This is a genomic window from Rhizobium sp. SG741, assembly GCF_012275435.1.
Classification (GTDB): Bacteria; Pseudomonadota; Alphaproteobacteria; order Rhizobiales; family Rhizobiaceae; genus Rhizobium; species Rhizobium lusitanum.
On the sequence record NZ_JAAZQP010000001.1, the window covers coordinates 456,002 to 469,072 of the forward strand.

At 61.5% G+C, this 13,071-nt stretch carries 11 protein-coding genes; 2 read left to right on the forward strand and 9 right to left on the reverse strand.

Annotation, left to right across the window (positions count from 1 at the left end; translation table 11 throughout):
• The first annotated feature begins 79 nt into the window (after window positions 1-79).
• Window positions 80-1,291, forward strand: coding sequence for an adenylate/guanylate cyclase domain-containing protein (locus tag FHT29_RS02385; RefSeq protein WP_037196567.1), 1,212 nt, complete (start codon window positions 80-82; stop codon window positions 1,289-1,291).
• Window positions 1,292-1,360: 69 nt separating this feature from the next.
• Here the strand turns inward: FHT29_RS02385 and FHT29_RS02390 are convergent, their stop codons facing one another.
• The 8 genes from FHT29_RS02390 to FHT29_RS02425 are packed head-to-tail and all read right to left on the reverse strand — an operon-like array spanning window position 1,361 to window position 10,506.
• Window positions 1,361-3,328 (reverse strand): 3-hydroxyacyl-CoA dehydrogenase NAD-binding domain-containing protein, encoded by a 1,968-nt coding sequence (locus tag FHT29_RS02390; protein WP_168599100.1) that lies wholly within the window; start codon window positions 3,326-3,328, stop codon window positions 1,361-1,363.
• Between the two features lie 22 nt (window positions 3,329-3,350).
• Complete coding sequence (locus tag FHT29_RS02395) at window positions 3,351-3,746, reverse strand: RidA family protein (RefSeq protein ID WP_037196571.1); 396 nt, start codon at window positions 3,744-3,746, stop codon at window positions 3,351-3,353.
• Window positions 3,724-4,155 carry a thioesterase family protein gene (locus FHT29_RS02400; protein WP_047555412.1) on the reverse strand — a complete coding sequence of 144 codons (432 nt, stop codon included), beginning with the start codon at window positions 4,153-4,155 and terminating at the stop codon, window positions 3,724-3,726. The genes FHT29_RS02395 and FHT29_RS02400 overlap by 23 nt, the downstream gene beginning before the upstream one ends.
• Window positions 4,156-4,163: 8 nt before the next feature.
• Window positions 4,164-5,345: an acyl-CoA dehydrogenase gene (locus FHT29_RS02405; protein ID WP_168599101.1), complete on the reverse strand. Its 1,182-nt coding sequence runs from the start codon at window positions 5,343-5,345 to the stop codon at window positions 4,164-4,166.
• Between the two features lie 14 nt (window positions 5,346-5,359).
• Window positions 5,360-6,541 carry an acyl-CoA dehydrogenase family protein gene (locus tag FHT29_RS02410; RefSeq protein WP_047562301.1) on the reverse strand — a complete coding sequence of 394 codons (1,182 nt, stop codon included), beginning with the start codon at window positions 6,539-6,541 and terminating at the stop codon, window positions 5,360-5,362.
• A 3-nt stretch (window positions 6,542-6,544) separates the two neighbouring features.
• Window positions 6,545-7,396, reverse strand: a complete 852-nt coding sequence (locus FHT29_RS02415; protein ID WP_047562304.1) for an enoyl-CoA hydratase family protein — start codon at window positions 7,394-7,396, stop codon at window positions 6,545-6,547.
• A gap of 4 nt (window positions 7,397-7,400) precedes the next feature.
• Window positions 7,401-8,180: an SDR family NAD(P)-dependent oxidoreductase gene (locus FHT29_RS02420; protein ID WP_047562307.1), complete on the reverse strand. Its 780-nt coding sequence runs from the start codon at window positions 8,178-8,180 to the stop codon at window positions 7,401-7,403.
• A 7-nt stretch (window positions 8,181-8,187) separates the two neighbouring features.
• Window positions 8,188-10,506 (reverse strand): bifunctional salicylyl-CoA 5-hydroxylase/oxidoreductase, encoded by a 2,319-nt coding sequence (locus FHT29_RS02425; protein WP_037195357.1) that lies wholly within the window; start codon window positions 10,504-10,506, stop codon window positions 8,188-8,190.
• Window positions 10,507-10,803: 297 nt separating this feature from the next.
• On the opposite strand from FHT29_RS02425, the gene FHT29_RS02430 reads away from it, so the two are divergent.
• The gene (locus tag FHT29_RS02430; protein ID WP_047562906.1) at window positions 10,804-12,414 is read left to right on the forward strand and encodes an AMP-binding protein; all 1,611 of its coding nucleotides are present in this window, start codon (window positions 10,804-10,806) and stop codon (window positions 12,412-12,414) included.
• 38 nt (window positions 12,415-12,452) lie between these two features.
• Here FHT29_RS02430 and FHT29_RS02435 read toward each other — a convergent pair whose 3' ends face one another.
• Window positions 12,453-13,016, reverse strand: a complete 564-nt coding sequence (locus FHT29_RS02435) for a VOC family protein (RefSeq protein ID WP_047638763.1) — start codon at window positions 13,014-13,016, stop codon at window positions 12,453-12,455.
• Window positions 13,017-13,071 lie beyond the last annotated feature (55 nt).

The window sequence follows — 13,071 nt, forward strand, 5'->3', positions numbered from 1 at the left end:
GACTATTTTGCGTCGTATGGCATTCCAAGCCTATAAGTTTCGTACTAAAGCGAATCCTTTAGAGGGTCGGGAGATATCCATGGACGCGAAGGACATCGGCGAAATCGCCAGCTGGCTCATGCAAGCAGGCCTCAAGGGCATGGCAGAAACCGATATCCTGGCGGGTTTCTGCGAGCAGTGCCGCCAGCATGGCCTCAACCTCGATCGAGCCATGGCGCTGATGGACACGCTGCATCCGGTCTATGAAGGCCGTGCCTTCCGCTGGGACGGCAACCGGGTGATCGAGCGCGAGTTCGAATATGGCCCGTCGCATCAGGGGATCGCCGCCGAGAATTGGCAACGTTCCGCCTTCTATCATATGTTGACGACAGGCGGGGACGAGGTGCGCCGGCGTATCGGTTTTGGTGAGCCGGCCGATTTCTACGGGCTCGATACACTGCAGGCCGATGGTCACACGGACTACATTGCCATGGTGCACCGTTTCGAAGAGGGCGGTACGATCGGCGAGATGGACTGCTTCTATTCCAACTTCGCCACCGCTGCCGAAGTCGGTTTCCCCGACGAGGATCTGTACGTGCTGCGCAAGCTCACGCCGGCGCTGGCGCTGGCAATCAAGTGCACTGGCATGAGCCGCATCGCCCGCACGATCGCCGAGGTCTATCTCGGCGAGGATGCCGCCCGCCATGTTCTCGAAGGCAAGATCACGCGCGGCAAGACCGAACGGATTTCAGCGGCGCTCTGGTTTTCCGATCTCGCCAACTATACGCGCATCTCGGATACCGCCGAGCCGGATGAGATCATCCCGATGCTGAACGCTTACGCCGATGCCGTCATTTCCTCGATCCACGAGGCGGGCGGCAACGTGCTGAAGCTGATCGGCGACGGCACGCTGGCGATCTTCAAGGCCAGGAATTCGGCCGATGCCTGTGCGGCCGCACTGATGGCGGAATCGCTGCTGCGCCAGCGGTTGCGCGATCTTAACGCCCAGCGGCAGATCGAAGGCAGGCCCGTCACGGATGTCTATCTCGGCCTGCATATCGGCGATGTCTTCTACGGCAATATCGGCAGCATGGACCGGCTGGACTTCACCGTCATCGGGCCTGCTGTCAACGAGGTGAGCCGCATTGCCTCCATGTGCCGTTCGGCCGACCGCAACGTCCTGATGTCGTCGAACTTCGTCGAGGCGCTATCGACACACAACAGCAACGATCTTGTCTCCGTCGGTCGCTACGCGCTGCGCGGGGTCAACCGACCGCAGGAACTGTTCACGCTGCTGTCTTCGGCAGCGTAAACGCTCTATCTTTTTGTTTCTTTACGCATTCCAGATGGAAAACCGCTTCGCACTTTTCCTGGAAACGCTCTAGCGGCGGCCGGCGGCGAACATCGGGCCGCCCTTGCTCGATGGAAAGCCGTAGCCGTTGATCATGACGAGATCGATGTCGCTGGCGCGGGCAGCAATGCCGTCCGCAAGCAGCGCGTCGCCCTCATCGGACATGGCTTTCAGCAGGCGGGCAACGATCTCTTCGTCGGTGAAGTGCTTTGGCACGATGCCTTTCTCGGCGCGTGCCGCTTCGATCATGGCTGTTACGCCGGGATCGATCGTCCGTTTGCCGTCGGGATAGGCATACCAGCCACGCCCGGCCTTCTGGCCGAAGCGGCCGGCCTCGCAGAGGCGGTCGGCGATGACGACATAGCGTTCCGCAGGATTGCGCGTTGCAGCCTGCCGCTTGCGGCGCGCCCAGGCGATCTCCAGGCCTGCCATGTCGTAGACGGCGAAAAGACCCATGGGAAAACCATAGGCTTCCAGAGCTGCATCGATTTCGTCGGGCAAAGCGCCGTCCTCGACCATGTATTCGGCCTCGCGGCGATAGGCCGAGAAGACGCGGTTGCCGATGAAGCCTTCGGTGACGCCGCAGACGATGGGCAGTTTGCTTAAGCGTTTCGCGAATGCCAGTGCGCTCGCCAGGACCTCCGGCGCCGTCTTCTTGCAGTTCACCACTTCCAGCAGCCGCATGATGTGGGCGGGCGAGAAGAAGTGCAGGCCGACGATCCGCTCGGGCCGCGCGGTTGCCGCAGCGATGACGTCCGGATTGAGATAGCTGGTATTGGTCGCGAGAATTGCGTCGGCGCGGACGATCGTATCGAGGCGCTGGAACAGTTCGGTCTTGACGGTGAGGTCGTCGAAGACGGCTTCGATGACGATATCGGCCTGCCCGAGTTGCTGCATATCGGCGGTCACGCTCAATCGACTTAAACGGTCCTCGCGACCGGCCGCGTCGAGGCGGCCGGATTGCACCGCCTTGTCGAGAATGCCGGCGATCCGTTCGCGGCCCTTCTCGGCTGCTTCGGCACTCTGCTCGACGCCGATGACGCGATAGCCGCCGTTGAGCGCGGCGACCGCGATGCCCGATCCCATCAGGCCGGTGCCGACGATCCCGACGGTTTCAATCCTGCGTGGCGTGACTGCCTCCAAACCTTCGACCTTGCCGGCTGCGCGTTCGGCGAAGAAGACATGGCGCAGCGCGGTCGCCTCCTCGCTGTCGCGAAGCTCTAGGAAGGTGCGGCGTTCTTCGGCCAACCCCTCGGCCAGGGGAGCGGTTGCGGAGAGGCGAACGAGGCGGACGGCTTCCGTTGGGGCACGCTGGCCGCGTGCCTTGCGCAGTGCATCGGCGGCTGCCTTTTCGATGGTTTCAATGAGAGTAGATGGAACGGAAAGCATACCGGTACGGCGCAAAGATGAGGCGTCGGCATTCTTGATATCGGCAATGGTGTCTGCGAGCAGCGTGCTTTCGGAGACTCTGTCCACAATGCCGAGCTTGAGGGCTTCCGAGGCAGAAATGATGCGTCCGCCGGCGATCATATCGATGGCGGCAGCGGTGCCGATGAGGCGTGGCAGGCGTTGCGTGCCGCCAGCGCCGGGCACGATGCCGAGCTTGACTTCCGGCAGGCCGAGCTTGGCTGATGGAGCCGCATGGCGGCGGTGGCAGGCCAACGCCACTTCCAGGCCGCCCCCGAGCGCTGCGCCATTGATCGCCGCGGCGACGGGTTTCGGAAAGGTTTCGATGCGGGCAATGACGTCAGGCAGGAGCGGTTCGACCGGTGGCTTGCCGAGTTCCTTGATGTCTGCGCCGCCGATGAAGCTGTTGCCCGCGCCTGTCAGTACGACGCCGGCGATTGCGCTTTCGTTCTCGGCATGATCGAGCGCCGCCATCAGGCCGGCCCGGACATCGGCCGAGAGCGCGTTGACGGGCGCATTGTCTATGGTGACGACGATGACCCCGTCAGTCAGCGCCGCCGAGATGGTGTCCGAAAAGCGCAGTGCCGACATGATCTTGACCGCCTGTGCGATATTATTCCGGAATGATGGCGGTCGCCTGGATCTCGATCTTGGCGCGATCCTCGACCAGAGCGACGACCTGTACGGCAGCCATGGCCGGGAAGTGCCGGCCGATGATTTCGCGATAGGCCTGACCGATAGCCTTGAGGCTACCGAGATATTCCTGCTTGTCGGTGAAATACCAGGTCATCGAGGTGATGTGCTTCGGCTCGGCGCCGCCTTCGGCCAGGATGGCGACGACATTCTTCAATGTCTGGCGCACCTGCTCGACAAAGTCGTCGCTTTCGAATTCGCAGGCGGCATTCCAGCCGACCTGGCCGCCGACGAACACCATGCGGCCGGTTGCCGTCATGCCGTTGGCATAGCCGATCGGCTTGGCCCAGCCTTCAGGTTGCAGGATGGTGTGCATCGGTCGTCTCCAGATGAGAGGTCAGTGCGGCGCGGATATCATCCGGCCAGGCAAGCGATTGATGGTTATCGAGCGAGGTGGCAACGACACGGTGCTTGGCAGTCCAGAGCACATGGCCGTTCGCCGAGACCTGGTGTTCCAGGTCCAGCGAAGAACGGCCGATGCCGCGCACTGTCAGCAGGAATTCGAGGTCGTCGCCCTGAAGGCCCGGCTTCATGAAAGTCAGATCGAGCCGCACGGTCGGGACACCGATGCGGCGCTCGTCGATCAGCTTTCGCCAGGAAAAGCCGGTCGAGGCAAAGTAATCTTCCAACACCCCGACGAGGATGTTCAGATAGGACGGGAAATAGGCGATCCCCGAGGGGTCGCAGTCTCCGAAGCGCAGGGGTCTGGTGGTTTTGAACGCCAAGACGGACCTCAATTCGAAAAGGCGGCGATGCCAGTGATGGCGCGGCCGAGGATGAGGGCGTGGATGTCGTGGGTTCCCTCGTAGGTGTTGACCACCTCGAGGTTGACGAGATGGCGGGCAATGCCGAACTCGTCGGAAATGCCGTTGCCGCCGAGCATGTCGCGGGCTGCGCGGGCGATATCCAGCGCCTTGCCGCAGCTGTTGCGCTTGAGGATCGACGTCAGTTCGACAGGCGGATGGCCGTCTTCCTTCATGCGGCCGAGACGCAGGCAGCCCTGCAGGCCAAGGGTGATCTCGGTCACCATGTCGGCGAGCTTCTTCTGGATCAGCTGGTTGGCGGCAAGCGGCCGGTCGAACTGCTTGCGGTCGAGCACATATTGCCGCGCCTTGGCATAGCAATCCTCGGCCGCACCCAATGCGCCCCAGGCAATGCCGAAGCGGGCGGAGTTGAGGCAGGTGAACGGACCCTTGAGGCCGGAGACGTTCGGCAGCAGGTTTTCCTCCGGCACGAAGACATTGTCCATGACCACTTCGCCCGTGATCGAGGCGCGCAGGCCGACCTTGCCGTGGATGGCGGGCGCCGACAGTCCCTTCCAGCCCTTTTCAAGGATGAAGCCGCGGATGATGCCGTCCTCGGTCTTTGCCCAGACGACGAAGACATCGGCGATCGGTGCGTTGGAGATCCAGGTCTTGGCGCCGGTCAGGCTATAGCCGCCATCGACCTTCTTTGCCCGCGTCACCATCGAGCCGGGGTCGGAGCCATGGTTCGGCTCGGTGAGGCCGAAGCAGCCGATCCATTCGCCAGTGGCAAGCTTCGGCAGGTATTTCTGCTTCTGGGCCTCGGAGCCGAAAGCATCGATCGGCACCATGACCAGCGAGGACTGCACGCTCATCATCGAGCGATAGCCGCTGTCGACGCGCTCGACCTCGCGGGCGATCAGGCCATAGGCGACATAGCCGAGGCCGGCGCCGCCATATTCCGGCGCAATCGTCGGTCCGAGCAGGCCGAGCTCGCCCATCTCGCGGAAGATCGTCGGATCGGTCTTTTCATGGCGGAAGGCTTCGAGCACGCGGGGGGCAAGCTTCTCCTGCGCATAGGAATGCGCGGTATCCAGCACCATGCGTTCTTCATCGCTCAGCTGCTCCACCAGCCGGAACGGATCGGCCCAGTCGAAAATCTCGCGGCTCATGCTTTCGTCTCCCACTAATTGGCTTTCAGAAGTTCGCGCGCGACGATGAGTTTCTGAACCTCCGTCGCACCTTCATAGATGCGAAGCGCGCGGATCTCCCGATAGAGCTTTTCCGTTATCTCGCCGGACCTTACGCCACGTCCACCGAAGAGCTGAACGGCGCGGTCGATGACGCTCTGTGCGGTTTCCGTAGCCGTCATCTTGGCCATGGCCGCCTCGCGCGTCGTCGGCAAGCGCTGCACGTCGCGACGCCAGGCCGCCCGATAGGTGAGCAATGCCGCCGCGTCGATGCCGGTCGCCATATCGCCGAGGGCGGCCTGCGTCAACTGAAGGTCCTCGAGCCTTCCGCCAAACATCGGACGCGCGCGAACATGGGCAAGGGATTCATCGAGCGCGCGGCGGGCAAAGCCGAGGCCTGCGGCAGCGACCGAGGCGCGGAAGATATCCAGCGTGCGCATGGCGATCTTGAAACCTTCGCCCGGCGCACCGAGCCGCCGCGACGCGGGGATGCGGCAATTCTCGAAGCGGATCGTCGCCAGCGGATGCGGCGCGATCACCTCGATGCGCCCGGCGATGGAAAAGCCGGGATCATCGGCAAAGACGACGAAAGCGGAAATGCCGCGCGTTCCCGGCGCCTCGCCGGTGCGGGCAAAAACCGTGTAGACGTCGGCGATGCCGCCGTTCGAGATCCAGGTCTTCTCGCCGTCGAGAACATAATGGTCGCCATCGAGGCGGGCGGCACAGCTCATGGCCGCCACATCGGAACCGGCGTCTTTTTCCGAAAGCGCGAAGGCGGCAAGCCAATCGCCCGAGCGCACCTTGGGCAGAACAGCCGCGCGCAGCTCTGGTGAACCGGAAAGGCCGATCGCGCCGGTGCCCAGCCCCTGCATGGCAAAGGCGAAGTCGGCAAGGCCGTCATGCCAGGCAAGAGTTTCGCGTGCGAGGCAGACGAGGCGGGAGTCGATCAGCGGTTCGTCATGGGAAGAACCCGTGGCGGCGGCAAGAAGCCCGGCATCGCCGAGCGCCTTGACCAGCTTACGGCAAGCGCCGTCGACATCCCTGTGATCGATCGCTGCAACGGCGGAGGATCCGGCGAAAGTGTCCACCTCAGCCGCGAATTCACGGTGGCGTTCCTCGAAGAACGGCCAATCCAAATGGTCTCGCGTCGGACCGGGGAGGGCGCTTGCCATAGACATTGCCTAGTCTCCCTGAAATTCCGGTTTGCGCTTGGCGGCGAAAGCCTCGAAGGCGCGACGGAAGTCCTGCGTCGCCATGCAGACAGCCTGGGCCTGCGCTTCGGATTCGATCATCTCGTCGATGCCCATCGCCCATTCCTGGTTCAGCATGGTCTTCGTCATACCATGCGCGAACCAGGGGCCATCGGCCAACGAGCGAGCGAGTTTGACGGCTTCCTGCTTCAGATCGGCGCTGGCGTGCAAGCCGTTGTAGAAGCCCCAGCCCTGACCTTCGCTCGCCGTCATCGAGCGGCCGGTGAAGAGAAGTTCTGCGGCGCGGCCCTGGCCGATGATACGGGGCAGGATACCGCATGCGCCCATATCGGCGCCGGCAAGGCCGACGCGGGTGAAGAGAAAGGCGGTCTTGGCCTCGGGCGTCGCCAACCGCAGATCGGAGGCCATGGCGAGGATGGCGCCGGCACCGGCGCAGATGCCGTCGACGGCCGATATGATCGGCTGCGGGCATTTGCGCATCGCCTTCACGAGATCGCCGGTCATGCGTGTGAAGGCCAGAAGCTCGGGCATGGCCATGCGGGTCAACGGTTCGATGATCTCGAACACATCGCCACCGGAGGAGAAATTGCCGCCGGCGCCCGTCAATACCACGGCGCGAATATCCGATGCATAGACGAGATCACGGAAGAGGTCGCGCAGCTCGGCATAGCTCTCGAAGGTCAAGGGATTCTTACGTTCCGGGCGGTTCAGCGTGAGCGTAGCGACGCGGCCATCCTCGCTGACATCCCAGAGGAAATGCTGCGGCTTGTAATCCTTGAAGGGCTTCAGATGGCCCCGCATCGTGATATCTAGATCGCTCATCCCCTCAAATCTCCCCACCGGCAACCGCGATTGCCTGTCCATTGATCGATGCCGCTACCGGCGATGCCAGCCAGAGAACGGTATCAGCGACTTCCTCCGGTATGACGAGCCGCCCCTGCGGATTGGATTTCGTGAACTCGCCAAGCGCCTGCTCGGCCGTGCGCCCGGTCTTGGCGACGATGGTTTCGATCGATCGCTGGATGATCGGCGTATCGGTGAAGCCGGGGCAGACGGCATTGACTGTCATGCCGGTCTTGGCGAATTCCAGCGCCAGCGAACGGGTCAGGCCGACGACGCCATGCTTGGCGGCAACATAGGCGGAGACGTAGCCATATCCCTTCAAGCCGGCCGTCGAGGCGATATTGATGATGCGCGCGCCGGCGCCATGCGCCTTCAGATCGGGCAAGACTGCCTGCGTCACCAGAAAGACACCGGTGAGGTCGACTGACAGGACATGGTTCCATGTGTCCAGGCTGGTCTTCTCGAAAGACGCGCTCGGGGCTTCGCCGGCGTTGTTGACGAGAATATCGATGGGGCCGAATTTTTCGCGTGCCCTTGCGAGCCCCTGGGCGATAGCCTCGGGATTTGTGACGTCGAACCCATCGACGACGAATGCCTGCGCGCCGATTTCGGCTGCGACCGCTTCCAGAGGCTCCTTGCGGCGGCCGACCAGGGTGACGCGCGCGCCGTCCGCTGCAAGCGCCCTTGCGATCGCTGCACCGATGCCGCTGCCGGCGCCGGTGATGAGGGCGTGACGGCCCGCAAGTTTGCCCGAAGTCGTCATCTGATCCTCACTTCGCTGGCGCGGTCGTGGCCGCGCGGGCAAGGTTGGTTTCATATTGCGTCTTACCGGAGAGATACTGCTTCGGCCAGGGAATGGACGTCAGGCCGATCTTGGCGGCCTCATGCAGCGACCAGGCGGGATCGGCCAGATGCGGGCGGGCGACGGCGCAGAGATCGGCGCGGCCGGCGGCAATGATCGAATTGGCGTGGTCGGCTTCCGAGATTGCGCCGACGGCAATCGTGGGAATGCCAATCTCGTTGCGGATCTTATCGGAAAAGGGTGTCTGGAAGAGGCGGCCGTAAACAGGCTTTTCCTCTTTCGATACCTGGCCGGAGGAGCAATCGATCAGATCGGCGCCGGCCTCCTTGAACAGACGCGCGAAGATCGCAGCATCCTCAGGCGTGTTGCCGCCATCGGTCCAGTCATGGCAGGAGAGGCGGACGGACATGGGCTTGTCTGCGGGCCAGATCGCGCGCATGGCCTTGAAGATTTCAAGGGGATAGCGGGCACGGTTTTCATGGCTGCCGCCATATTCGTCATCACGCGTGTTGGTGATCGGCGACAGGAAGCTCGACAGCAGGTAGCCGTGGGCGCAGTGCAGCTCCAGCCAGTCGGCGCCGGTCTTGACGGCGAGTTCGGTCGAGCGGATGAAGTCGGCCCTGACGCGATCCATATCGGCGCGGTCCATGGCCTTCGGCACCTGGCTGTTCTTAAGGTAGGGGACAGCTGACGCCGAGATCAGCGGCCATTCACCTTCCGCCAACGGCTGATCGATCCCTTCCCAGGCAAGCTTCGTTGCGCCCTTGCGTCCGGCATGGCCGAGCTGAATGCCGACCTTGGCGGCGCTGCTCGCATGGACGAAATCGACGAGCCGCTTCCATTGCGCGACCTGTTCGTCGTTCCAGAGGCCCAGGCAGCCGGGGGTAATGCGTGCATCCGGTGTGACGCAGGTCATCTCCGCGAAGATCAGGCCTGCACCGCCAAGCGCGCGCGAGCCGAGATGAACGATGTGGAAATCGTTCATGATGCCGTTTTCCGCCGAGTACATCGCCATCGGCGAGACGACGATGCGGTTGACGAGCTGGACATCGCGCAGGCGATAGGGCGTGAACATCGGCGGCAGGCAGCGGTCGTTGCCGACGGCGAGGCCGGATTTCTCCGCGAACCAGCGCTCGAAACCTTCGAGCCAGTTCTTGTCGCGAAGCCTCAGATTTTCGTGGCTGATGCGCTGCGAGCGGGTGAGCATCGAATACATGAATTGCGGTGGCTCGAGCGTGTCGGCATAGCGGCGTCCCACGACTTCGAACCATTCCATCGCGTTGCGGGCGGCATTCTGGATGCGGGCGACGTCGACGCGGCGGATTTCCTCGTAGGTTTCGAGAACGGCCGGGATCTTGTCCTTATCGTGCCCGTGGATCTGGAACTGCCTGGTTAGTTCGATGGCATCGTCGATGGCGAGCTTGGTGCCGGAGCCGATGGCGAAATGCGCGGTGTGGGCGGCGTCACCCATCAGCACAACATGCGAATTGCCGTTGAAATGGCTCCACTTGCCGCAGATGAGCCGGTTGAAATTCAGCCAGGCCGATCCCCGGATGTGACGCGCATTGGTCATCAGCGACGCGCCGTCGAGCACTTCGGAAAACAGGTTTTCGCAGAAGGCGATGGAGCCATCCTGATCCATCTGGTCGAGACCGTGGGCGAGGTAGGCCTCCTCGGTGGTCTCTACTATGAAGGTCGAGGTCTTGTCGTCGAACTTGTAGATGTGCGCCTGGAACCAGCCGTGCTCGGTCCTGCGGAAATCGAAGGTGAAGGCGTCGTACTGCTTGTTTGTGCCGAGCCAGATATAGCGGTTCGGCCGGGTGATCATATCCGGCTGGAAGACCTCCGGATAATGGTTGCGAATGCGGGAATTGAGGCCGTCCGAACCGATGATGAGATCGGCATCGGGGTAATCGAGATCGGAATTGACGTCGGTCTCGAAGATCAATTCGACATCGAGAGCTTCGCAGCGCTTCTGCAGGATATTCAACAGCTTCTTGCGGCCGATGCCGACGAAGCCGTGGCCTGAAGTGCGCTGACGCGTGCCCTTGAACAGGACTTCGATATCGTCCCAATGATTGAAGGCGTCCTCGATCTCGGCCGCACTTTCCGGATCCCATTCGCGCATCGATATCATGGTGGCATCGGAGAAGACCACACCCCAGCCGAAGGTGTCATAGGGGCGGTTGCGCTCGACGACGCGGATCGAATGTTCGGGATGAAGCTTCTTCATGAGAAGCGCGAAGTAGAGGCCGGCAGGCCCGCCGCCGATACAGACGATGCGCATCGCTTATCCCTCCTCATGCGACCGAAGTCGCCTCAAAATCATTTAAGTTTAAAATATCTTGTCGTGACCGTTCGTCAAGGCTTGTCTTGCCGGAATCTGCGATCAGCAGAAAGCCACAATAGCTCAAAATTCCAAAATTGCCTTTTGAAATCAAAGAGAATCCAAAAATATTTTAGGCTTAAAATTTCTTGCTTGAACATTTCGATCTTCGATGCGATCTTTTTTATCGCGCTACACGGCTGCAGGGGAAAGCGGCTGTCCTGGCGATTTGATCGAGAAGAATGCGGGAGCAAGGCGATGCTGGGACCGACCGGTCATACCGATACATTCACGCGAGACAATCTGCCGCCCTTCGGCGAATGGCCCGAGTTGCTGATGGATGGTTTCGACTATCCCGAATGGCTGAATGCCGGCTTCGAACTCAGCGACCGGATGGTCGAGCGAGGTTTCGGCGATCATGTGGCGCTGATCGGCAACGGCCGTCGCCGCACTTATAAGGAACTGGCGGACTGGACCAACCGCATCGCCCATGCGCTTGTCGAAAATTTCGGCGTGAAGCCCGGCAATCGCGTTCTCATCCGCTCCGGCAACAACCCGGCGATGATTGCCTGCTGGCTGGCGGTGACGAAGGTCGGAGCCGTCGCCGTCAATACCATGCCGATGCTGCGGGCGGGCGAACTTTCGAAGGTCATCGACAAGGCGGAAATCTCGCTGGCGCTTTGCGATACGAGGCTGCTTGAGGAGCTTGTCGCCGCGGCCAAGGATAGCCGCTTCCTGAAGCAGGTGGTGGGCTTTGACGGCACGGCCAATCACGATGCCGAACTCGACCGTATCGCCCTCAACAAATCAGTTCGTTTCGAAGCGGTGAAAACCGGGCGCGACGATGTGGCGCTGCTCGGCTTCACCTCGGGATCGACGGGTGTGCCGAAGGCGACGATGCATTTCCATCGAGATATCCTGATCATCGCCGATGCCTATGCGAAAGAAGTTCTGCAGGTCACGCCAGACGATGTCTTCATCGGCTCGCCGCCGATCGCCTTCACCTTCGGTCTCGGCGGTCTTGTCGTGTTCCCGCTCCGCTTCGGGGCGTCTACGGCCCTGCTTGAAAATGCCTCGCCGAAGAACATGGTCGAGATCATCCAGGAATATGGCGCGACGATCAGCTTCACCGCGCCAACTGCCTATCGCGCCATGCTGGCGGCGATGGAAGAGGGGGCAGATCTCTCCTCGCTGCGCATCGCGGTATCCGCTGGCGAGACGCTGCCCGGGCCAATCTTCGAGGAGTGGACGCGCAAGACCGGCAAGCCGATCCTCGACGGGATCGGCTCGACCGAGCTGCTGCATATCTTCATTTCGAATCGGCTCGATGATGCCAGGCCGAACTGCACTGGCAGGCCGCTGACCGGCTATGAGGCGCGCATCGTCGATGACGAGATGAACGAGGTGCCGCGCGGCACGATCGGCAAGCTGGTGGTTCGCGGGCCGATCGGCTGCCGTTATCTCGCCGACCACAGGCAGGCGGACTATGTGCGTGATGGCTGGAACATCACCGGTGACAGCTTCATTCGGGACGAGGAGGGCTATTTCCATTTCGCCGCGCGTTCCGACGACATCATTCTTTCCGCCGGCTACAATATTGCCGGACCGGAAGTCGAAGCGGCACTTCTGTCGCATGCCGATGTGCTGGAATGCGCTGTCATCGGCAAGCCGGACGAAGATCGGGGCAGCATTGTTCAGGCGCATGTCGTGTTGATGCCGGGTGTGAGCGGCTCGCAGCTTCTGGTCAAGGCGCTACAGGACCACGTCAAGACTGTCATTGCGCCCTATAAATATCCACGTTCGATCATTTTCGTCGACGCCTTGCCGAAGACGGAATCGGGCAAGATACAGCGCTTTCGCCTGAAATAGCCGGAGGTTCGATCAGGACGTCGTTTTCCCGCCAAATCTCACTTGCTCGGGCTCTTCGGATCCCATAGCCGTGTTTTGGCGCTTTTTTCATAGGCCATGCCCTTCGGATAGCTGATTGCTTCGAACTGCAGCCCCCATGGTGCCTGGAAGTAAAGGATCGACTGGCCAGCTGCCGGACCGTCGTTGATTGTGAATGGTCCCAGCCGCGTTTCGATGTTCTTGCTATCGAGATAGGCTTTTGCTGCAGCGATATCGTCAACGTACAGCGAGATATGAAATGCACCGACATCGCTGTTCTTCTGCTGGAGATCTCGCTGATCGGGAGCCGAATATTCGAACAGCTCGATGTTCGATCCGAAGCCACAGCGGACTTGCGTTATCTGCTTTATTTCAGCCTTGGGGTCGACGCCGAGCAGATCTTTCATGAATGTGCCCTTATCGTCGGCAAACGGCCCGAATGACATTACGACCTCGCAGCCGAGCACATTCTCGAAGAAATCGATCGCCTGCTTCATATCCGGTACCGTGAGTCCTGTATGGTCGTGACCACGAAGTCCGGGTAGCCCGGTGGCTTTTGTTGCTGCTGACACAGGGTATTTCATATTGCTTCCCTTCTGTTGCCGGTGCCGTCGCGCAGCTCGCTGCGGTTAAAATGGC